This is a genomic window from Priestia endophytica DSM 13796, from assembly GCF_900115845.1.
Taxonomy (GTDB): domain Bacteria; phylum Bacillota; class Bacilli; order Bacillales; family Bacillaceae_H; genus Bacillus_I; species Bacillus_I endophytica.
In genome coordinates this window covers 508,395-529,498 of sequence record NZ_FOXX01000001.1, presented here as the reverse complement: position 1 = coordinate 529,498, position 21,104 = coordinate 508,395, and the positions used below count along the sequence as shown (strand labels likewise).

At 37.6% G+C, this 21,104-nt stretch carries 24 protein-coding genes; 22 read left to right on the top strand and 2 right to left on the bottom strand.

The features are described from left to right. The first annotated feature begins 9 nt into the window (after positions 1-9). The 22 genes from BM012_RS02730 to BM012_RS02625 all read left to right on the top strand — a co-directional run bounded on the left by BM012_RS02730 (position 10) and on the right by BM012_RS02625 (position 19,429). Positions 10-453 carry a GatB/YqeY domain-containing protein gene (locus BM012_RS02730; RefSeq protein WP_061802028.1) on the top strand — a complete coding sequence of 148 codons (444 nt, stop codon included), beginning with the start codon at positions 10-12 and terminating at the stop codon, positions 451-453. Between the two features lie 130 nt (positions 454-583). Continuing rightward, on the top strand, positions 584-1,915 hold the full coding sequence (locus tag BM012_RS02725) for an NfeD family protein (RefSeq protein ID WP_061802027.1): 1,332 nt from the start codon (positions 584-586) through the stop codon (positions 1,913-1,915). Between the two features lies 1 nt (position 1,916). Beyond that, complete coding sequence (gene floA, locus BM012_RS02720; protein WP_061802026.1) at positions 1,917-2,894, top strand: flotillin-like protein FloA; 978 nt, start codon at positions 1,917-1,919, stop codon at positions 2,892-2,894. A gap of 39 nt (positions 2,895-2,933) precedes the next feature. Then, positions 2,934-3,353, top strand: a complete 420-nt coding sequence (locus BM012_RS02715; protein ID WP_061802025.1) for a hypothetical protein — start codon at positions 2,934-2,936, stop codon at positions 3,351-3,353. A 47-nt stretch (positions 3,354-3,400) separates the two neighbouring features. After that, positions 3,401-3,685 carry a sporulation protein YqfC gene (gene yqfC / locus BM012_RS02710; protein ID WP_019391436.1) on the top strand — a complete coding sequence of 95 codons (285 nt, stop codon included), beginning with the start codon at positions 3,401-3,403 and terminating at the stop codon, positions 3,683-3,685. A 10-nt stretch (positions 3,686-3,695) separates the two neighbouring features. Then, the gene (yqfD, locus tag BM012_RS02705) at positions 3,696-4,883 is read left to right on the top strand and encodes a sporulation protein YqfD (RefSeq protein WP_061802024.1); all 1,188 of its coding nucleotides are present in this window, start codon (positions 3,696-3,698) and stop codon (positions 4,881-4,883) included. Between the two features lie 3 nt (positions 4,884-4,886). Next, positions 4,887-5,849, top strand: a complete 963-nt coding sequence (locus tag BM012_RS02700; RefSeq protein WP_061802023.1) for a PhoH family protein — start codon at positions 4,887-4,889, stop codon at positions 5,847-5,849. Between the two features lie 105 nt (positions 5,850-5,954). Further along, positions 5,955-8,063 (top strand): HD family phosphohydrolase, encoded by a 2,109-nt coding sequence (locus BM012_RS02695; protein ID WP_082802469.1) that lies wholly within the window; start codon positions 5,955-5,957, stop codon positions 8,061-8,063. Then, positions 8,047-8,514: an rRNA maturation RNase YbeY gene (gene ybeY / locus BM012_RS02690; RefSeq protein ID WP_061802021.1), complete on the top strand. Its 468-nt coding sequence runs from the start codon at positions 8,047-8,049 to the stop codon at positions 8,512-8,514. The genes BM012_RS02695 and ybeY overlap by 17 nt, the downstream gene beginning before the upstream one ends. Further along, the gene (locus tag BM012_RS02685; RefSeq protein WP_061802020.1) at positions 8,498-8,863 is read left to right on the top strand and encodes a diacylglycerol kinase family protein; all 366 of its coding nucleotides are present in this window, start codon (positions 8,498-8,500) and stop codon (positions 8,861-8,863) included. Before ybeY ends, BM012_RS02685 begins: the two co-directional genes overlap by 17 nt. Positions 8,864-8,927: 64 nt before the next feature. Then, positions 8,928-9,326: a cytidine deaminase gene (locus tag BM012_RS02680; RefSeq protein WP_061802019.1), complete on the top strand. Its 399-nt coding sequence runs from the start codon at positions 8,928-8,930 to the stop codon at positions 9,324-9,326. Beyond that, the gene (gene era / locus BM012_RS02675) at positions 9,319-10,227 is read left to right on the top strand and encodes a GTPase Era (protein ID WP_061802018.1); all 909 of its coding nucleotides are present in this window, start codon (positions 9,319-9,321) and stop codon (positions 10,225-10,227) included. Before BM012_RS02680 ends, era begins: the two co-directional genes overlap by 8 nt. 103 nt (positions 10,228-10,330) lie before the next feature. Next, a complete protein-coding gene (locus BM012_RS02670; RefSeq protein WP_019391444.1) occupies positions 10,331-10,471 on the top strand; it encodes a YqzL family protein in 141 nt (46 codons plus the stop codon). A 33-nt stretch (positions 10,472-10,504) separates the two neighbouring features. After that, entirely contained in the window at positions 10,505-11,287 is a 783-nt protein-coding gene (gene recO, locus BM012_RS02665; RefSeq protein ID WP_061802017.1) for a DNA repair protein RecO, read from the top strand. A 110-nt stretch (positions 11,288-11,397) separates the two neighbouring features. Continuing rightward, entirely contained in the window at positions 11,398-12,036 is a 639-nt protein-coding gene (locus tag BM012_RS02660) for a transcriptional regulator CcpN (RefSeq protein WP_026009479.1), read from the top strand. 35 nt (positions 12,037-12,071) lie between these two features. Further along, positions 12,072-12,875 (top strand): pyruvate, water dikinase regulatory protein, encoded by an 804-nt coding sequence (locus tag BM012_RS02655; RefSeq protein ID WP_061802327.1) that lies wholly within the window; start codon positions 12,072-12,074, stop codon positions 12,873-12,875. 347 nt (positions 12,876-13,222) lie between these two features. Then, complete coding sequence (locus BM012_RS02650) at positions 13,223-13,639, top strand: YaiI/YqxD family protein (protein ID WP_268801451.1); 417 nt, start codon at positions 13,223-13,225, stop codon at positions 13,637-13,639. A 40-nt stretch (positions 13,640-13,679) separates the two neighbouring features. After that, positions 13,680-15,494, top strand: a complete 1,815-nt coding sequence (dnaG, locus tag BM012_RS02645) for a DNA primase (RefSeq protein ID WP_061802015.1) — start codon at positions 13,680-13,682, stop codon at positions 15,492-15,494. A gap of 50 nt (positions 15,495-15,544) precedes the next feature. Then, the gene (gene rpoD, locus BM012_RS02640; protein WP_061802014.1) at positions 15,545-16,678 is read left to right on the top strand and encodes an RNA polymerase sigma factor RpoD; all 1,134 of its coding nucleotides are present in this window, start codon (positions 15,545-15,547) and stop codon (positions 16,676-16,678) included. A 431-nt stretch (positions 16,679-17,109) separates the two neighbouring features. Further along, complete coding sequence (gene cccA / locus BM012_RS02635; RefSeq protein WP_061802013.1) at positions 17,110-17,469, top strand: cytochrome c550; 360 nt, start codon at positions 17,110-17,112, stop codon at positions 17,467-17,469. Positions 17,470-17,603: 134 nt separating this feature from the next. Further along, entirely contained in the window at positions 17,604-18,308 is a 705-nt protein-coding gene (locus tag BM012_RS02630; protein WP_061802012.1) for a tRNA (adenine(22)-N(1))-methyltransferase, read from the top strand. After that, positions 18,308-19,429, top strand: a complete 1,122-nt coding sequence (locus BM012_RS02625) for a Nif3-like dinuclear metal center hexameric protein (RefSeq protein WP_061802011.1) — start codon at positions 18,308-18,310, stop codon at positions 19,427-19,429. The genes BM012_RS02630 and BM012_RS02625 overlap by 1 nt, the downstream gene beginning before the upstream one ends. A gap of 34 nt (positions 19,430-19,463) precedes the next feature. On the opposite strand, the gene BM012_RS02620 is transcribed toward BM012_RS02625, so the two are convergent. Together BM012_RS02620 and vrrA are read right to left on the bottom strand one after the other, a co-directional pair. Then, positions 19,464-20,432: a 4-hydroxy-3-methylbut-2-enyl diphosphate reductase gene (locus tag BM012_RS02620; protein WP_061802010.1), complete on the bottom strand. Its 969-nt coding sequence runs from the start codon at positions 20,430-20,432 to the stop codon at positions 19,464-19,466. A 99-nt stretch (positions 20,433-20,531) separates the two neighbouring features. Next, the gene (gene vrrA, locus BM012_RS02615; RefSeq protein ID WP_061802009.1) at positions 20,532-21,062 is read right to left on the bottom strand and encodes a VrrA/YqfQ family protein; all 531 of its coding nucleotides are present in this window, start codon (positions 21,060-21,062) and stop codon (positions 20,532-20,534) included. Between the last annotated feature and the right edge of the window lie 42 nt (positions 21,063-21,104).

Genomic DNA, 21,104 nt, shown 5'->3' with positions numbered 1-21,104 from the left:
GGTGTATTTATGAGTCTTCTCGATCGTTTAAATGATGATATGAAACAGGCGATGAGAGATAAAGACAAGCAAAAACTCTCTGTTATTCGCATGACCAAAGCAGCTCTTCAAAATGAGAGCATTAACAGTGGGTTACCTTTAACAGAAGATGATGAGTTAACCATTCTTTCTCGTGAGGTAAAGCAACGTAAAGAATCCCTCCATGAATTCGAACAGGCAGGTCGGGGCGACCTGGTTGAGAAAATAAACCACGAGCTTGCTATTTTAAAGCAGTATATGCCTGAACAGTTAACTGAAGAAGAAGTGGTTGAAATTGTGAAAAAAGCAATTGCTGACGTACAAGCTTCTTCTAAATCAGATATGGGAAAAGTAATGAGCGCTGTAATGCCGAAAGTAAAGGGCAAAGCAGACGGATCACTAGTAAATAAGCTCGTTCGTGAGCATCTTTCATAAAAGCATCTTACACTATGTAAGATGCTTTTTTCATATGTGAAAATAAATTTAGAAAAGTGGGAACCTAAACAATGTTCATTCGTATATAAAGATATCTAGAAGATATAATGGTAAAAAGGGAGGTGAGCATTTGAAGAGAAAAGCCCTATTATTTTTCACCATTATTGTCTCTGTTCTTTCTTTCTTTTCTTTTACAAGTCAATCGCAAGGGGCTTCAAAGAAAGTATACGTTATTCCACTTGAAAACGAAGTTGGAAAAGGAATGTATAAATTTTTAAATAGAGGATTTCATGAAGCAGAGAAGGCTGAAGCTGATTTAATTGTTATCAAAATGGACACACCTGGAGGAGCGGTTGATAGTGCTATTGATATTGGAAAGCGCTTTTCTAACGAAAAAATTCCAATCGTCACATTTGTAGATAATGAGGCCCTTTCGGCAGGAGCCTACATTGCGTTAAACACAGATGAAATTTATATGACAAAATCCGCTGTTATGGGGGCCGCTGCACCTATTACGATGGATGGAAATACAGCAGGTAAGAAAGCACAATCACGATGGAACGCTGCAATGGAATCTGCTGCAAACAGCTATGGAGTTGATTCAAAATATGCGTTAGCAATGGCGGATGAATCTGTGAATGTATCTGAGTATGGAGCAGGGGAAGATAAATTGTTAACATTAACAGCTAAGAACGCACTCGAAGTTGGCTATTCAAAAGGAACAGAAGAGAATTTAGACAGTTTACTAGAAAAGCTTGGTTATAGTGATGCTTCTATTACGGCAGTTGATGAGTCCGTTTCCGAAAAGATTGCTCGCTTTGTAACAAATCCAATTGTTGTACCTATTTTACTTTCAATAGGGAGTTTAGCCCTTATTATTGAGCTTTTTACGCCAACATTTGGATTAGCTGGATTTGTAGGGATTTTATCGCTTCTATTGTTTTTCTTTGGTCATATGATTGCCGGATTTGCAGGAATTGAAACAATCGTTCTCTTTATTATTGGGCTTGTTCTCCTCTTTTTAGAAGTTTTTCTACCTGGAGGCATCATTGGAATTATTGGTTTAGGCGCAATATTTACAAGTTTTTTTATGGCTACAACAAGCTACATGCTTATGGCTATTTCAATTGCGATTGCTGCTATTGTAGCGATTGGGGGGGCATTTATATTAATGAAGTTCTTTAAACGTAGATTAAATGGGTTCCGAAAGCTTGTGTTAAGTGATTCCACAAGCACTGAGAAAGGCTATATTTCAAGCCGGGATCGCAAAGATTTAATAGGACAGCAAGGGATTACAACAACGCCTCTCAGACCGTCTGGAACCGTTCTTTTAAATGAAGAATATCTAGACGTCGTAACAGAGGGAGGCTACGTTGGTTTAGATATAAAAGTAAAAATTATAAAGGTAGAAGGCTCACGTATTGTTGTAAGACCCATCAAAGAAGAAATAGAGGAGGAATAAGATGGACATTACCGTACTTATTTTAATTGGATTAGGGATTATTCTACTAGGGGTTTTCTTCACCTTTGTGCCAGTAATGCTGTGGATTTCAGCATTAGCCGCAGGTGTGAGAGTGAGTATTTTTACTCTTGTAGGAATGAGGCTTCGCCGCGTTATTCCGTCACGCGTTGTGAATCCGTTAATTAAAGCAAAAAAAGCTGGGCTAGAAGTGACGATTAATCAGCTTGAAAGTCACTACTTAGCAGGTGGTAACGTTGACCGCGTCATTAACGCGCTAATAGCTGCACACCGTGCTAACATTGATTTAAGCTTTGAACGCTGTGCAGCTATTGACTTAGCTGGACGTGATGTTCTTGAAGCTGTACAGATGAGCGTTAATCCAAAAGTTATTGAAACGCCGTTTATTGCAGGGGTAGCGATGGATGGAATCGAAGTAAAAGCAAAAGCAAGAATAACGGTTCGCGCAAATATTGATCGCCTTGTTGGGGGAGCTGGAGAAGATACAGTGATCGCCCGTGTTGGTGAGGGGATTGTTAGTACAATTGGTTCACAAATAGATCATAAAAAGGTGCTTGAAAATCCGGACATGATTTCTCAAACTGTATTAAGTAAAGGACTTGACTCAGGCACAGCGTTTGAAATTCTATCGATTGATATTGCAGACATTGATATTGGGAAAAATATTGGGGCCGTTCTGCAAACAGATCAGGCTGAAGCAGACAAAAACATTGCACAAGCCAAAGCAGAAGAGCGTCGTGCAATGGCCGTTGCTCAAGAGCAAGAAATGCGTGCACGTGTAGAAGAAATGCGTGCTAAAGTTGTTGAAGCAGAAGCGGAAGTTCCACTCGCAATGGCAGAAGCGCTTCGTTCAGGTAACATTGGTGTGATGGATTACATGAACATTAAGAATATTGACGCAGACACAGATATGCGTGATTCATTTGGCAAATTAACAAAAGACGATGATGAAGATCAATAAACAGTATAGTCATGGTAATAATGGAATGGAGGTGGAGAAGTGGATACACTCATTGACTTTCTGTTAAGTAATATTGTCATTGTGATTGCGGTTCTTGGCTTTATTTGGGGAATTATTCAAAAGGCGCTTGGAAAAACCGAAGAGCAGGGAGAGCGACATGAACGACAACCTGTTGAAATGAAAGAAGAACAGAAAAGAGAGGTATCACCCCCACATCGTGTTGAAGAAACACACTCCGCTTTTGAGCGTGAACGAGAAGAACAGCAGAGAAGACTTCGTGAAGCACAAGAACGCTACAAGAGTGCTCTTAAAAGCGTTGAGAAAGCGCCTACTCTTTCCACTAAAACAAAAGGCAAAAAGCCTAAAATAGAGCTTTCGAGGAAGAAAGCTGTTGAAGGAATGATTTGGTCTGAAATATTAGGTAAGCCAAGAGCAAAACGAAAACATAATTTACGGTGATAATTTCCCCCTTTTTTCATAAATATGAGATGAAAGGGGGTTCTTTTATGCCTAAAAAATGGAGACAGCACTTGGAGAGATGGATGACTCGACAAATGGAACTACCCCAAGATGTAACGATGGATTTGGCGCGTATTACAATGGTGGGCCATATTCACATTTACATAGAGAATCATAAAGGACTCTTAGCGTTTTCAGATAAAGAAATTCGGATCCTCTTAAAGCATAACCAACTTATCATAAGAGGTGAAGATCTTGTTATAAAAGCGATTTTACCGGAAGAGATCATTGTAGAAGGGAAGATCGATCAAGTTCTTTATATTGATCAATAGGAGGTTCTTCATGAAAAATCAATGGCTGCATTTTTGGGTAGGAAAAATTCATTTAAAATTAACTGGTGAAGGTATTGAGCGATTTTTGAATGACTGTACAAGACAAGATATTTCAGTTCTTAACGTACAGTTTAAAAATGAAGGAGAAGTAAGAGCCACTTTTTTATTGAAAGATTTATCAAAAATTCGTACAATCATCCGCAAGCACCCTTGCAAAATTCACTTTACTAAAAGTGAGGGTGCTCCTTTTTGGCAAAAACGTTTGTTAAAAAACGTTGGGTTTGTATGTGGTACACTCCTTTGCTTATTTGTCATCCTCTTTTTATCAAACATGGTGTGGAGCATAGAGATAAAAGGGGCTAACCCTAAAACAGAGCATGAGATTATGAAGAAATTGGACGAACTTGGCGTGAAAGTAGGAAAAAGTCAGTTTACAATTGACGATCCTGAAACCCTTCAAAAAAAGATCACAGACGGCATCGAAGATATTACGTGGATTGGAGTTGAGCTACGGGGAACTTCGTATCATTTTCAAGTTGTAGAAAAAAAGGCTCCAAAAGAATCAAAAGGATCTTCACCTCAAAATCTTATTGCGAAAAAGAAAGCTATTATTAACTATATGTTTGTTGAAAAAGGACAACCAATCGTAGAAGTGAATGAACATGTAGAAAAAGGACAAACTCTTGTTTCAGGCATAATCGGAAATGAAAAAGAAAGCAAAGCCATCTCTGCCAAAGGGGAAATACTTGGTGAAGTATGGTATAAATCAACCGTAGAAGTGCCAATCAAAACAGAATTTGAAGTATTGACAGGAGAAAGCAAAACAAAACATTCAGTGAGCTTGTTTGGAGGCAAACTACCGTTTTGGGGCTTTTTCGGTGATGATTATAAAACAAAGAAAAAGGAGAGAATTGTAAAACCCGTCTACTTTTTTAATTGGAAAACACCTTTAAAGTATGAAAAACAGGTAATTCGGGAAAACGAAAAAGTAACACGTCAATATACAAAGAAAGAAGCTGTGAAACGGGGCCTCCAAATTGCTCGTGAAGATTTACTGAGCAAGGTTGATGGAGAGGCTAAGATCGTGGATGAAAATGTTTTGCACCAAACGACGGACAATGGTAAAGTAAAATTAGTGGTTTATTACCAAGTAATAGAAAACATTGTTGGCACACAACCAATTATTCAAGGAGACTAAAGAATGGCAGAACAGCTAGTTACGATGAATTTACAGGTTGATAATCCAAATGAAGCTGTTGCTTTGTTTGGTACTCAAGATGCAAACTTACGACGTATTGAACAAGAAATGAATGTGTCTATTGTGACGCGCGGTGAAACGGTGAGCGTTTCAGGCGATGCGGAAGCAGTACAAGTAGTAGAAGAAGTACTAAAAAAACTGTTAGCCGTAATTAGAAAGAATATAACAATCTCAGAAAGAGATGTTGTATATGCCATTGAAATGGGTAAAAAAGGATCGCTTGAATTTTTTGTCGATCTTTATGAAGAAGAGATTGCTCGTAATGTAAAGGGAAAACCAATAAGAGTTAAAACGCTTGGACAAAGACACTACATTTCAGCAATGAAGCGAAATGATCTTGTATTTGGCATTGGACCAGCCGGAACGGGGAAAACATATTTAGCCGTTGTAATGGCTGTTAATGCTTTGAAAAATGGACATGTAAAACGCATTATTTTAACGAGACCCGCTGTTGAAGCTGGAGAAAGTTTAGGGTTTTTGCCTGGCGATCTTAAGGAGAAAGTTGACCCTTATTTACGACCGCTGTATGACGCTCTTCACGATGTATTAGGAACAGAGCATACAGGTCGATTAATTGAACGTGGGGTTATTGAAATTGCTCCTCTTGCTTACATGCGCGGCAGAACACTTGACGATGCGTTTGTTATTTTAGATGAAGCTCAAAATACAACACAAGCACAGATGAAGATGTTTCTAACTCGCTTAGGATTTGGTTCTAAAATGGTTATTACAGGAGATATCTCTCAAGTTGACTTGCCAAAAGGAGTAAAGTCATCAGGTCTTGAAGCAGCTAAAACATTTTTAGCTTCCATCAAAGGCATCTCTTTTATATACTTAGAACAGTCTGATGTTGTCCGTCATCCGCTTGTTGGGAAAATTATTGAAGCCTATGACAAGCACAGCTAAGACCCTTCCCTAAGGATAGGGTCTTTTTTACATAATGAAGTTACAGTACAGCGTTTGTTTTTACTTTAAAGGGGGAACAAGGTTGTGTTAAAGCTATGGAAACAAATGATGGAACAGTTGAATAAACTGAAATTCATCCAGATTGGTCTGTACGCCTTGTTAGGAGTATTTCTATTTTCCATAATGTATAACAACGTAAAGCCAGAAGAGCTTGATTTACGAAAATTCACCATCTCAAAACAAACTGTGTACTCCCCTATTACCATAGAAGACAAGGAGAGTACAGAAAAAAAGCGTGAGGAAGCAAAGGAATCTGTTGCAGATGTATATACGTTAAAAACGGAATATGCCCAAAATCGAATAGATCTTGTAGAGGCCATTTTTAACGCTGTAGATGATTTCAAGAAACAAAACAAAGGAATTACGGATGAAGAAATTGTAGATGTTAAAAGTCAGCTCAAAGAGACGATGCCAAAGGAAGCTTCTCGAGGCTTGTCAGAAGATGTATTTGAAACGCTTGTTAAAACGGATAAAGAACAGCTTTCAGCTGCTAAGGATACCATTATTACAGCTATCCACCAGACGATGAAAAATCGCGTCACTGTTCAAGATATTAGCGATAAACGCAAAGATACAGCAAATCAGCTTATGTATGCAAATGTTGATGATAATGTGAAAGAAGCGATGAGAGCTATTGCTGAATTTGCTGTTGTTCCTAATGTAGTTTATGATCCGAACAAAACAAAAGAAAATCGTCAAGAAGCAGTGGAAAAAATCGACCCTGTTCGTATTAAGCAAGGCCAAATTCTTGTTGAAGAAGGTCAGCTTATTACCTCTGATATTTATCATCAGCTACAGCTTGTTGGATTATTAGATAATAAGCATCTTATTCCACCGTTTGTTGGGCTTGGCTTGCTTGTTGTTATCATGATTAGTGCTATCGTATATTATTTAAAAGAATTTCATCAAAAGACGTATCAGCCTCTTGTTCTTTACGTAATCGTAATGATGATTACGATTACAATTATAAAACTTGTTAGTTTATTTCAGGAACAAGAGATATCTGATCTTGGCTATTTAGCTCCTGTCGCAACAGGAGGACTTTTATTAAGGCTTCTTTTAAATGAAAAGGTAGCTGTTATTTCAAGCATTGTTGTAGCTATTTGTGGAAGTATTATCTTTAATCAAGAAGTTACAAACGTTTTTAATATGCCAATGGCTCTTTATTTCCTTATTAGCTCTATAGCTGGTATTTTATTTATCAATCACCAACAGCGGAGATCACAAATTTTACAAGCAGGTTTATTTATAGCTTTTATGAACATCGTGGCGATTTTTGCGATTGTATTTCTGAAAAATGGTCAGATTGATAATATGGAGATTGGTTATTATAGCTTGATGGCCGTTTCTTCTGGTATTATATCTTCAGTCTTAACAATCGGAATTCTACCTTTTTTTGAAGCAGGATTTGGTATTTTATCAAGCATCAAGCTTATTGAACTTTCAAATCCGAATCATCCATTGTTAAGAAAAATCTTGACTGAAACACCAGGAACGTACCATCATAGCGTAATGGTAGCAAACTTAGCTGAAGCTGCTTGTGAAGCAATAGGAGCAAACGGACTGTTAGCAAGGGTAGGATCTTATTATCATGATATTGGAAAAACAAGGCGTCCTCACTATTTTATTGAAAATCAGATGAACATCAAGAATCCACATGACCGACTACCTCCAGAGGTTAGTAAAAATATTATTATTGCCCATGCTGTTGATGGAGCGGACATTTTACGGAAACACAAATTTCCAAGAGAATTTGTAGATATTGCCCGGGAGCATCACGGAACAACATTACTTAAATTTTTCTACTACAAAGCAGTAGAAAAAAGCGAAAAAGAAATACCTGAGTGCGAATACCGTTATCCAGGTCCAAAAGCACAAACAAAAGAATCAGCAATTATTGGCATTGCGGACAGCGTTGAAGCTGCTGTAAGATCGATGTCAAATCCAACTCCTGAAAAAATTGAAAACTTAGTTTCAAATATTATTAAAGATCGACTTCAAGACGGACAGTTGAACGAATGTGATTTAACACTACGGGAGCTTGGAACTGTATCGAAAGCACTTTGTGAAACATTGAATGGTATTTTCCATTCGCGCATTGAGTATCCGGATATGAAGAAAGAAAAGGAGAATGAAGATGACTCTAGCAGTTGATTTTATTGACGAAACAGGAAACATAACGGAAGAACAAGAAACAAAAATTCACGGATTATTAAAGCTTGCAGCTCAAATGGAAGAAGTAAGCAATGCAGAACTATCACTTACATTTGTAGACAATGACGCTATTCAAGACATCAATAGAGAGTATCGAGGGAAAGATAAGCCAACAGATGTAATCTCATTTGCTATGGAAGAAATGGGAGAAGGAGAGCTTGAAATTGTTGGTGAAGATTTACCACGAGCTTTAGGAGATATTATCATTTCGATTCCAAAAGCAGAGGAACAAGCAGAAGAATATGGTCATTCCTTTATGAGAGAGCTAGGGTTTTTAGCTGTGCATGGTTTCTTACACTTATTAGGGTATGATCATGAAACAGAAGAAGAAGAGAAAGAGATGTTCACTAGACAAACAGAAATTTTAGAACGCTATGGGCTTACACGATAAACATTCGTTTCTCAAAAGCTTCTCTTATGCTTTCTCAGGGATAAAGACCTCTTTTCAAAGTGAGTTACATCTTAAAATCCACTCGTTTGCGGGAGTCTTAGCTTTGGGCAGTGGTTTCTACTTCCAGATTACACAAATAGAGTGGATTGTAATTATTCTTTTGATTATGGGAATGTTCAGTTTAGAAATGATGAATACAGCCATAGAGAAAACAGTCGATTTGGTTACAAGAGATTATCATCATCTTGCTAAAAAGGCAAAGGATATTGCTGCAGGAGCTGTGCTTGTGTATGCAATAGGAGCTATGGTCATTGGCATAATTATTTTTTGGCCATATCTAGGAATTTAAAGTTGTGAGAGAAGATAGTTTTTGATAGTATTTATCTTACTACTGAGTGAATAGGGGAATGAATATGGATAAAATAGCGTTGATGGAAGAAGCCAAGAAGGCAAGAGAACTTGCTTATGCACCGTATTCAAAGTTCAAAGTTGGAGCTGCTTTGCTAACAGAAAACGGTGATGTATACAAAGGATGTAACATTGAAAATGCAGCGTATAGCTTGTGTAACTGTGCGGAGCGAACGGCGCTGTTTAAAGCGCATTCAGATGGGAATAAACAATATACAGCACTTGCTGTAGTAGCAGACACAGATCGTCCTGTTTCCCCTTGTGGCGCATGTCGACAAGTTATCTCAGAACTGTGTCCAAGCGATATGAAAGTATATTTAACGAATTTAAAAGGCGACGTAGCAGAAATGACAGTAAGCGAACTGCTGCCGGGCGCATTTACAGCGGAGGATTTACATGAGTGAACAAAAGTTTAAATCAGGTTTCGTGTCAATTATCGGTAGACCAAATGTAGGGAAATCAACGTTTTTAAACAGAGTAATTGGCCAAAAGATTGCGATTATGAGTGACAAACCTCAAACAACCCGAAACAAAATTCAAGGAGTATACACAGACAACGATTCACAAGTCATTTTCATTGATACGCCAGGAATTCATAAACCAAAGCATAAACTTGGTGACTTTATGATGAAAGTGGCTCAAAATACGCTTCGTGAAGTTGACCTTGTTTTATTTATGATGAACGTTGAACAAGGTTTTGGGCGTGGCGATGAGTTTATTATCGAGCGTTTAAAGGAAACAAACACTCCTGTCTTTTTAGTGATGAATAAAATTGACCAAATTCATCCAGACGAGCTCTTCCCCCTTATTGAACAATATAAAGAACTTTACGATTTCAAAGAGATTATTCCAATTTCAGCATTGGAAGGAAACAATGTTGATACATTGCTAGAACAAGTAAAGCGCTATGTACCAGAAGGTCCTCAATACTATCCAGCAGATCAGGTAACAGACCATCCTGAGCGTTTTATTATTAGCGAACTTATTCGTGAAAAGGCACTTCATTTAACACGTGAAGAAATTCCTCATTCAATTGCTGTTGCGATTGAAGCAATTGAACGACGTGAAGGTGGAAATGCTGTTTATGTTAGCGCAACAGTTGTTGTTGAAAGATCTTCGCAAAAAGGGATTATCATTGGGAAACAAGGGCAAATGTTAAAAGAGATTGGAAAACGTGCTCGAGTAGATATTGAGAACTTATTAGGATCTAAAGTATTTCTAGAGCTTTGGGTAAAGGTTCAAAAAGACTGGCGCAATCGTTCCACACATCTTAGAGATTTTGGATTTAGAGCCGACGAATATTAAGTGGGGATTTACTAAATTTTGTGTTACATGATTTACTCTTGAAATGGCTATTCTAATCTTAAGCAACTTGAAATTGTAAGCCGATGATTAGGAGGGGTATTTCATGTTAAATCTTACCTGGAAAGTATTCGAAAATACAGGTAATATCGACGCTTATCTTCTTTTTAAGGAAATGGAAAAGAAGGTGGAAGAACCCACATCACAGACGGAACTGTCCGAGGATGATAATATAACAATGTTGTAGAGCGTTTGTGCTATAAACGAATAGGTGAGCGTATTGTTAAAAAAATGTGAAGGTATTGTCATTCGTGCAAATCATTATGGTGAAAGCAATAAAATTGTAACGCTTTTTACAAGAGAACTAGGGAAAATCGGGGTTATGGCAAGAGGAGCTAAAAAGCCAAGCAGTCGCTTGTCAGCCCTTACACATCCATTTACTTATGGTAGTTTTTTAATACAAACTGGATCAGGGTCAGGTATGGGAACTCTTAGTCAAGGAGAGATCATAGCCTCAATGCGAAGCATACGTGAAGATATCTTTTTAACCGCGTATGCTTCTTACGTTGTTGAATTAACGGACCGGGCCACAGAATCTAGAAAAAGCAATCCATTCTTATTTGAACTGCTTTTTCAAACTTTAACATATATTGATGAAGGGTATGACAAAGACGTTCTTCTTTGTATTTATAAACTAAAAATGCTTGATGTATTAGGGATTGCCCCACAGCTAAACAGGTGTGCTATTTGCGGTGCAAGCGATGGCGTTTTTGCATTTTCTACAAAAGAGGGAGGACTGCTTTGCCATCGTTGCTATGAACACGATCCGTATCATATTAAATTAACGCCTATGCTTGTTAAGCTGCTCCGTCTTTTTTATTATATGGACTTAAAAAGGTTGGGAAGTATTTCATTGAAAGAAGAAACGAAAAAAAGGCTCGCTTTTATTATTGATACGTACTATGCTGAATTATCTGGTTTAACGCTTAAATCTGAGCGTTTCTTAAAACAGATGGATTCTTTACGTGATACTTTTTCTGATGATGTAAATGAAAAATCATAATGCCGCTTCTTATGAATTTATAGACTACCTAAGCATTTCCCTTTCATAACCGCTAAATTAGTATATAATAATGATAGTCGAGTATGGCATATATTGTTTTTTGAATTAAGGTGGTGATTAAGATCGAACTCAATCACAGACAAGAGCATATTTTACAAATTGTAAAAGATAACGGCCCCATTACAGGAGAACAGATTGCTGAACGTCTTAATTTAACGAGAGCAACGTTAAGACCAGATTTAGCAATTCTTACGATGGCAGGATACTTAGAAGCAAGACCTCGAGTAGGCTATTTTTATACGGGAAAAACCGGGTCACAGCTTCTAGCTGATAAAATTCGTAAAATAAAAGTAGAAGAATATCAGTCGATTCCTGTTGTTGTAAATGAATCTGTTTCAGTCTACGATGCGATCTGTACAATGTTTCTTGAAGATGTGGGAACGTTATTTGTAGTAGATAAAAGGTCTTATCTTGTAGGAGTTTTATCTCGAAAAGATTTATTAAGAGCAAGCATGGGGAAACAGGAATTGAATTCGATTCCTGTTAATATTATTATGACAAGAATGCCTAATATCACCTATTGTCTTAGAGATGATTTACTTGTTGAAGTTGCAAAAGGTTTAATTGATAAACAAATTGACGCCGTCCCTGTTGTGAAAGATCATCCTGATGGATATGAAGTTGTCGGCAGAATAACGAAAACAAATATCACAAAACTTCTTGTTGCTTTAGCAGAAGATGATCAATAAAAATTTCATGAGTGAAAAAGGGGATGTAAATGTTGATGAATAATCCATTTATATATGTGCTATCAGACTCAGTAGGAGAAACAGCCGATTTAGTTGTGAAAGCAGCAACAAGTCAATTTCATCAATCAGAAGCGATCATCAAAAGAATTCCTTATGTAGAAGATTACGCAACATTATCCGAAGTAGTAGCACTTGCTAAGTTAAATGATGGCATTATTTGTTTCACGCTTGTAAAACCAAAAATGAGGGCTTTTCTTTTGAAAGAAGCAGAAGAAAATGGAGTACCTGTATTTGATATTGTTGGCCCTTTAATTGATAAAATCCAGACATCTTACAAACTTCAGCCACGTTATGAGCCAGGGCTTGTTCGCAAGCTTGATGATGACTATTTCAAAAAAGTAGAAGCGATTGAGTTTGCGGTTAAATATGACGATGGACGAGATCCGCGCGGTATTTTAAAAGCTGATATTATTTTAGTTGGTGTTTCAAGAACGTCCAAAACGCCGCTTTCTCAATTTCTTGCCCATAAACGTTTGAAAGTAGCTAATGTGCCTATTGTTCCTGAAGTTGAGCCTCCTCAAGAGCTTTTCCAAGTTTCATCTAAAAAATGTATCGGTTTAATGATCAGCCCAGAAAAGCTTAATAATATTCGAAGAGAGCGTCTAAAATCTTTAGGCTTAAATGATGGAGCTATTTATGCAAATATCGAACGAATTAAAGAAGAGCTTGATTTCTTTGAAAAAGTCGCAGGGAAAATCGGCTGCCAAGTTATTGATGTATCAAATAAAGCTGTAGAAGAAACAGCGGGAGTTATTTTAAACAAATTATATAAGCACTAAGAAGACATTTATTTTGTGATTGTCTATTCTCTTCATGTCTTCAACAGATGGACAACTTTGTAATTTCCTGTAGAAAATATTAATAATTTGTATTATAATAAAAAATTGTGATAAAAAGATTGGTTTTAGGTTTAGACTCCGTCTATAACGAATAAACTAGTGGTATGAAGCGAAACTTCCTAACATGGGATTTTTTCATTCTCAAGTGGGAGAATTCACCACGTATTCTGTATATAAATAGACGGAAAGAGAAAAAAGATTTTTAGAAGGATTCTCTGGAGGGATGTAGAATAGAGAAATATAGCCGTAGAAATTCCAGAGTTTTTGTCGATGGTGATGCTTGTCCAGTGAATAAGGAGATTGCGAAAATCGCCAAAATGTACGACCAAGACGTCCTATTTGTCGCTTCTTATGCACATATGAGAAAAGACGAAGGCCAAAATGAATGGAAGTATGTCGACAGCGAAGCAGAAGAAGTTGATCTCTATATTTTGAATATGGCCCAAAGAGGAGATATCGTCGTTACCCAAGATACAGGGCTTGCAAGTATGCTCATTGGGAAAGGTGTTTATGTTCTATCTCCACGTGGGAAATACTATAATAAAGAGGATATGGATCAAATTCTATTTTTTCGCTACGCATCTGCTAAAGAAAGACGCGCTGGACGTTACCCAAAAGGGGGTCCATCTTCCTTTAGTGAAAATGATCGTCAAAATTTCAAGGAATCCTTCGTAAAATTATTGTCGAACCTTAAAGGAATTTAAAGATTTATGAAGAATATGAATTAAGGTGGAGCTGTTCGAAATGGGAGGAAAAATTCCTGAAGAAGTAATAGAACAGATTCGACGTTCCATTGACATTGTAGATGTTGTGGGCGACCATGTTCAGCTTAAAAAGCAAGGAAGAAACTATTTTGGTTTATGTCCTTTTCATGGTGAAAATACACCATCTTTTTCAGTTTCCCCTGACAAACAGATTTATCACTGCTTTGGCTGTGGAGCTGGTGGGAACGCCTTTTCTTTTTTGATGGATATTGATGGGCTTTCTTTTACAGAAGCTGTAACTAAGCTAGCTGGTAAAGTTGGAATTCAAGTTGAACAAACTAACAATTCCGAGACAAAAGAACAGCAACCGTCAAACAGAATGATAGAAGCTCATGAGCTTCTAAAGAAATTCTACCATCATTTACTCGTGAACACAAAAGAAGGTCAGGAAGCTTACGATTATTTACTTCAACGTGGTTTTACAGATGAGTTCATTAAACGTTTTGAGATAGGCTATACCATTAATTCTTGGGATTTTGCTGTTAAATTTCTAACAAAGCGTGGTTTTAATCTGGAGGAGATGGAGAAATGCGGTCTTCTCATTAAGAAAGACGATGGAAATGAATATTTTGATCGCTTTCGTAATCGGATTATGTTTCCAATCCACGACTTGCAAGGAAGAACAATCGCTTTTTCCGGAAGAATACTTGGGGAAGAACAGCCTAAATATTTAAACAGTCCAGAAACTCCTATCTTTTTAAAAAGCAAAACAATTTACAACTTTCATGCTGCTAAAAAAGCAATTCGAAAGCAAGAACAAGTATTGCTTTTTGAAGGGTATGCAGATGTTATTGCTGCAGTTGGAGCGGAATGTGAAAATTCTGTAGCCACAATGGGAACGTCTTTAACTGTAGAACAAGCGAAAATCATTCGCCGTAATGTAGAATCGGTTATTATCTGTTACGATGGAGATGGAGCAGGGATAGAAGCAACTGTTAAAGCTGCCTCAATTTTACAGGAAGCAGGGTGTCATGTGCAAGTTGCCCCCCTTCCAGATGGATATGATCCAGATCAGTATATCCAAGAGTTTGGAGCTTTGAAATTTAGGCAGAGCGTAATTGAGAATAGTTTAACATACACATCCTTTAAGCTACGATATTTGAAGAGAGGAAAAGATCTTCAAAACGAAGCAGAACGAATGCATTATATTGATTCCGCTCTTAAAGAAGTAAATACTTTAACAAAAGCAGTAGAAAAGGAGCATTATTTACGACAGTTAAGTGATGAGTTTTCTATTTCACTCTCTGCTTTAAAAGAGCAGGAACTTCAAATAAACAAAGTTCAAAAGCAAAAAAAGGATAATGCACAAGGAAATAGAAATAATATAGCTAGAAAGCTTTATACGCAAACACAGTTATTACCATCTTATCAGAAAGCAGAGCGCTTTTTGCTGGCCTATATGCTTCGAGATGCTACTGTATCTCTACGTGTACAAAATGCGGTGCAAGGCAAGTTTAACGTTGACCTTCACCAAGCATTAGCAAACCATTTGTACGCTTTTTACGAAGAAGGCCATGAAGCTGATTTGAGCGTCTTTGTTCAGTATATATCAGATAAAGAACTAACTCGCTTAGTTTCTGAGCTTGCAATGATTCCACTTCAAGAAGAATTAACAGAACAAGTTTTTAACGATTATCTTTTTGAGATTTTGTCTAAGAAATCTGCTCATGATGAGATTCAAATGAAAAAGCAGGAGCAGATAGAAGCAGAACGCAGTAAAGATTACAGAAAAGCAGCAATGATTGCGAAAGAAATTTTAGAGATGACAAAAACTTTAAAAAAGCGATCATTATAAAATGCACCTTAACGTTTGATATAGTGTAAATATTGGAAGGAGGGGGCTAAATGGCTGAAAAGTCAGCTCGTTCTAAACAACTTGAACCTGAATTAACCCTCGATCAGGTAAAAGAGCAACTTTTGGAAAATGGTAAAAAACGAGGCGCACTAACATATGAGGATATCGCAGAACGCCTGTCAAGCTTTGAGCTAGAGTCAGAACAAATGGATGAATTCTATGAGTATCTTGGTGAACAAGGAATTGAGATTCATGGGGAAGCAGAAGAAACAACAAGCGCTCCAAATATTCAAGATCTTGCTAAAGCTGAGGATTCGGAATTTGATTTAAATGACTTAAGTGTTCCTCCTGGAGTTAAAATCAATGATCCTGTACGTATGTACTTAAAAGAGATTGGTCGTGTTGATCTTCTTTCTGCTAAGGAAGAGATTGAGTTAGCTCATCGAATTGAAGAAGGAGACGAAGAAGCAAAGCGTCGCTTAGCTGAAGCAAACCTACGTCTTGTTGTTAGTATTGCAAAACGTTATGTTGGGCGAGGAATGCTCTTCTTAGACCTTATTCAAGAAGGAAACATGGGTCTTATTAAAGCGGTAGAAAAGTTCGACTACCGTAAAGGATTCAAATTTAGTACGTATGCAACATGGTGGATTCGTCAAGCAATTACTCGTGCTATTGCTGACCAAGCAAGAACAATTCGTATTCCGGTTCATATGGTTGAAACAATTAACAAGCTTATTCGCGTACAACGCCAGCTCCTTCAGGATTTAGGTCGTGAGCCAATTCCAGAAGAAATTGCTGAAGATATGGATTTAACACCTGAAAAAGTGCGTGAAATCTTAAAGATTGCTCAAGAGCCTGTATCACTTGAAACACCAATTGGTGAGGAAGATGATTCACATCTTGGTGACTTTATTGAAGATCAAGAAGCAACATCACCTTCTGAACATGCGGCGTATGAGCTTTTAAAAGAACAACTGGAAGATGTTCTTGATACACTAACAGATCGTGAAGAAAATGTTCTTCGTTTACGTTTTGGTTTAGATGATGGCAGAACACGTACACTTGAAGAGGTTGGTAAAGTGTTTGGCGTAACACGCGAGCGTATTCGTCAGATTGAAGCGAAAGCTCTTCGTAAGCTTCGCCATCCTAGTCGTAGTAAACGTTTAAAAGATTTCCTTGAATAGAATACAGACAGCTTAGAAAAGGTAGTTTGCTTCTTTTGGGAGTAAACTATCTTTTTTAGCTATATGTTTGGTCATATTCTCTTTTTTAAAAAGGCTTTCAATTGCTTCTTCTTGTTATTTTTACCATATTCTCTTCTTGACTTTTATTTTACTCAATTAGAAAACGATTTGCAAACTCTCTAAGCAAATATTTATTTACTCTTTACAATTATAATCGAAAGCGTAATCATTTTTGAAGAGAAAAGGAATAAAATAGATAAAAAGGACATGTAGAAAATAAAAGTTAATAATCTATACGAGTTTTTCTGAATTGTCCAAAAAGTTAGTGTTATCTTATTGGTAACCCTTTCAAAACATGCTGTTTTCAAGTAAAATAAAATTGTCTGTTGTAAGGAAGCCTGTCGCTACATATAAAGGGGAGGGAAGCGGGTATGAATCGTAATCCACTTGTACCGTTTTTTTTCATCATGGCATTTGGCATTTTACTAATGGTAATCTTAGGCTTTAAAGGCAATGGAGATCAAAAAGAGCTTGCTCAGGAAAAAGAAGGTGGAGCAAAGCAGGAAGAAACAGCTGCAAGTCCAGAGGAAATATATAAGCAAACCTGTATTAGCTGTCATGGAGAGCAGTACCAAGGTGTATCAGGCCCAGCATTAAAAGGGGTTGGCGAGAAGCTTTCAGAAGAGGAAGTTAAAAAGATTATTACACAAGGAAAAGGCGCTATGCCAGCAAACCTTGTTCCACAAGAAAAAGCAGACGAAATGGCAAAATGGGTTAGGAAGATAGAGTAGCAAGATATAATAGGTGATAACGCTCCTTTTACGTTCAAAAGGGGCTTTTTTATGTTCTTTTTTTCTTTGAACTTGAAAGAGAGCGCTGAAATCTTTATTATGAGAGAAGAAAATAACATGAGTAGGTGACATGATTGACGACAGTTAAATTATCAAATCGTCTTAAGCAAGCGGTAGAATTTATTCCAAAAGGAGCCGTTATTGCTGATATTGGATCTGACCACGCATATCTACCTTGCTATGCGTATGAGATGGGATACATAAAAGGAGCCGTAGCTGGAGAGATTACGGACGGTCCGTTTCAGTCGGCTTTAAATCAAGTGAAAAATTTAGAGCTCAATGAGAAGATTAGCGTTCGAAAAGGGGACGGCCTTGCAGTGATCTCTAAAGGAGAAGTAGACTGTGTTGTAATAGCAGGAATGGGCGGTGCATTGATTACAAACATTTTAGAAGAGGGAAAACACAAATTAGAAGGTGTTACTCGTCTTGTTTTGCAGCCTAATATTGGGGCAAGAAACGTTCGTAAATGGCTTATTAATAACGACTGGGAACTTAAAGGAGAACATATCCTTGAGGAAGATGGACACATTTATGAAGTGTTAATGGCAGAGAGAGGAAATCCTATGTCTCCATATGGTGACGCATTAGAAAAAGGCCTTTTGCTTGGACCTTTCTTACGTGAAGAGAAAAATGAAACATTTATAAAAAAGTGGATTCATGAAGAAAGCCATCTTGAACGGATTATTAAGCAGCTTGAAAAAAGCACTTTAACACAAGAAAACTTAAAAAGAAAAGGAGAAATGGAACAAGATTTAAAATCGATTAGGGAGGTTTTATAGTGGCGAAGGAAGTAAGCGGCCAAAAAATTATTGAAGTATTTGAATCATTTTCACCAAAGAACTTAGCGGTTGAAGGAGATAAAATTGGTCTTCAAATTGGAACGTTAAGCAAACCTATAAAGCGCGTAATGGTTACATTAGATGTTATGGAAAATGTGGTAGATGAAGCAATTGAAAAAAAAGTGGATTTAATTATCGCTCACCACCCGCCAATCTTTCGACCTTTAAAAACAGTAACAACAGATGGAGCGACCGGAAGAATTGTAGAAAAATGTTTGAAACATGATATTGCCGTTTATGCTGCACATACAAACCTTGACGTGACAAAAGGCGGAGTGAATGATTTATTAGCAGATGCTCTAGGAATAAAAGATACGACCGTTCTTGCTCCAACGGGTGAAGAAGCATTGAAGAAGCTTGTTGTATTCGTTCCAAAAATTCATGCTGATGAGGTAAGACATGCTCTTGGAACCTCAGGTGGGGGGCATATCGGTAACTACAGCCACTGTACGTTCAATACAGAAGGAAAAGGAACATTTCTTCCACTAGAAGGAACAGATCCTTATGTAGGGACAAAAGGTGAACTTCATGAAGAAGAAGAAGTACGAATTGAAACGGTATTCAAAGCTTCAGATGAAAAAAATATTATACGAGCAATGAAAAAAACACATCCATATGAGGAAGTTGCCTATGACGTCTATGACCTTAGCCAAAAAGGAGAAGAGTACGGTTTAGGACGCATTGGCAAACTTGAAGAGGAAACAACGCTAGGGGAGTTTGCTGAGCGCGTTAAACGTGTCTTTGGTGTGAATGGTCTTCGCGTTGTTGGAAATCTTCAAGACAAAGTACGTAAAGTAGCTGTTTTAGGTGGGGACGGTAATAAATATATGTATACAGCTAAATTTAAAGGTGCCGATGTTTATGTGACAGGAGATTTATATTTCCACGTTGCTCAAGATGCGATGAATGTAGGACTTAATGTTATTGATCCTGGTCATCATGTTGAGCAAATCATGAAAAAAGGCGTTACAGACAAGTTAACGGCTCTGTTTAAGGACGAAAATATTCTATGTGAAGTATTTCCGTCTGAAGAAGATACAAACCCATTTCAATTCATGTAAAAAAGGTGAGGCATTAATGCCTCACCTTTTTTAATTATGAGCGCGAAAGTTCTTGCGCTGGTTGTGGTTGTTTTACTTTTGGTAAAATTTTAGAAAGCGGAACTTTCTTTTCATTTTTCCATGTTGTTTCATCATCTTCATCAAACTGGTCAATAAACTGAATAACTTCACGGACAATTGGAGTTGGCGTAGAAGCACCAGCCGTAACAGCCACTTTCTTAGCTCCTTTTAGCCACTCAATTTTAAGCTCTGAAAGATCTCCTATTCTGTAAGCTGTTGTGCCAGCGATTTCTTCTGAAACTTGTGCTAGACGATTTGAGTTGTTGCTTTTTGGATCTCCAACAACGATCGTCACATCTGCTTCACCAGCTTGTTCTGCAACAGCTTCTTGACGAACTTGTGTAGCAAGACAAATTTCTTTATGCTGCTCAACGTGTGGGAATTTTTCTTGCACTTTTTCCATTACGTCTAATACGTCCCATTGGCTCATTGTTGTTTGATTTGTAACAATAATTTTGTCGCTTTCAATATTCAAGCTTTTCACATCTTCAGCTTTTTCAACAAGATGGACAATATCAGGGGCAACACCAAGTGCTCCTTCTGGCTCTGGGTGATTTTTCTTTCCAATATAAATCACTTGATAGCCTTCTTTTTTCTTCGCGCGAATTAAATCATGCGTTCTTGTTACATCAGGGCAAGTAGCATCAATAGTTGTAAGCCCCTTTTCCTTTGCGCGTTTTTTAACTTCTGGAGATACACCGTGGGCTGTGAAAATGACCGTTCCACTTTCAATTCCTTCTAAAATTTCTAAACGGTTTGCTCCATCAAGCGTAATGATGCCGTCTTCCTCAAACGCATCTGTTACATGCTTGTTGTGTACAATCATCCCTAAAATATAAATGGGACGAGGTAGACTTTTATCTAAAGCGGCATTGCGGGCAATGACCATAGCGTCTACAACCCCATAACAATATCCGCGAGGTGCTATTTTAATTATTTCCATCATCAATCCTCCTCGTTAAACTAGAAAGAGCAGGTACTCTTGTTTCATTATAAAGGAGGATACTGCAGAATACAAAGAAAGAAATGTGGAAGAGCTAAGTTAAATATAAAGTTTAGGCTGGGAAGTTTTAGCACTTATTTTTGTTTGGTCAGAAGTTTTGGCACTTGCTTTTGTTTGATTAGAAGTTTTGGCAATCGTCTTTGTTTGGTTAGCAGTTTTAGGTTGTTTTAATTTCTGAACCTTTTTTACGTCTTTTTTAACAACGGACTCTTCAACATCACTTGGCGTTGATTGATCATCAGTGGTATTATCATCTTTAAGGGCTTTGTAAATTTTAAACATAGCCGGCACGTTTCTGACCATTGGTCCGTACTGCTGTACCATTGGTGTTACGCGCTCAGCAACACCTAAGACTTTTTGGACGTTCGTCATTACAGACGTTAGGTTGAACGCTTTCGGAGCGGCTGCGGCGTTTTGGACGCTAGACAGGCCAGCGTTTCGGCCTAAAATTTTTGCTAAGATACCTCCGCCAGACGATGGTTGCGGCATGTTTGGTACCCCTCTTGTCATTTGAAAAGGGGCCATTCCTCCTCGAGTCATCTGCGGTGGGAAAGATCGTCTAGGAAACAATGAATACACCTCCTTTAATAAACTTTCTATACTATATGCACA

Excerpts from the sequence above, each read along its gene's own strand:
- BM012_RS02695 (WP_082802469.1), top strand. The coding sequence starts at position 5,955 with ATGATGGAACAGTTGAATAAACTGAAATTCATCCAGATTGGTCTGTAC.
- cccA (WP_061802013.1), top strand. The coding sequence starts at position 17,110 with ATGAATCGTAATCCACTTGTACCGTTTTTTTTCATCATGGCATTTGGC.
- yqfC (WP_019391436.1), top strand. The coding sequence starts at position 3,401 with ATGCCTAAAAAATGGAGACAGCACTTGGAGAGATGGATGACTCGACAA.
- BM012_RS02700 (WP_061802023.1), top strand. The coding sequence starts at position 4,887 with ATGGCAGAACAGCTAGTTACGATGAATTTACAGGTTGATAATCCAAAT.
- yqfD (WP_061802024.1), top strand. The coding sequence starts at position 3,696 with ATGAAAAATCAATGGCTGCATTTTTGGGTAGGAAAAATTCATTTAAAA.
- BM012_RS02730 (WP_061802028.1), top strand. The coding sequence starts at position 10 with ATGAGTCTTCTCGATCGTTTAAATGATGATATGAAACAGGCGATGAGA.
- floA (WP_061802026.1), top strand. The coding sequence starts at position 1,917 with ATGGACATTACCGTACTTATTTTAATTGGATTAGGGATTATTCTACTA.
- BM012_RS02680 (WP_061802019.1), top strand. The coding sequence starts at position 8,928 with ATGGATAAAATAGCGTTGATGGAAGAAGCCAAGAAGGCAAGAGAACTT.
- dnaG (WP_061802015.1), top strand. The coding sequence starts at position 13,680 with ATGGGAGGAAAAATTCCTGAAGAAGTAATAGAACAGATTCGACGTTCC.
- BM012_RS02620 (WP_061802010.1), bottom strand. The coding sequence starts at position 20,432 with ATGGAAATAATTAAAATAGCACCTCGCGGATATTGTTATGGGGTTGTA.
- BM012_RS02655 (WP_061802327.1), top strand. The coding sequence starts at position 12,072 with ATGAATAATCCATTTATATATGTGCTATCAGACTCAGTAGGAGAAACA.
- rpoD (WP_061802014.1), top strand. The coding sequence starts at position 15,545 with ATGGCTGAAAAGTCAGCTCGTTCTAAACAACTTGAACCTGAATTAACC.
- BM012_RS02670 (WP_019391444.1), top strand. The coding sequence starts at position 10,331 with ATGTTAAATCTTACCTGGAAAGTATTCGAAAATACAGGTAATATCGAC.
- era (WP_061802018.1), top strand. The coding sequence starts at position 9,319 with ATGAGTGAACAAAAGTTTAAATCAGGTTTCGTGTCAATTATCGGTAGA.
- BM012_RS02685 (WP_061802020.1), top strand. The coding sequence starts at position 8,498 with ATGGGCTTACACGATAAACATTCGTTTCTCAAAAGCTTCTCTTATGCT.
- ybeY (WP_061802021.1), top strand. The coding sequence starts at position 8,047 with ATGACTCTAGCAGTTGATTTTATTGACGAAACAGGAAACATAACGGAA.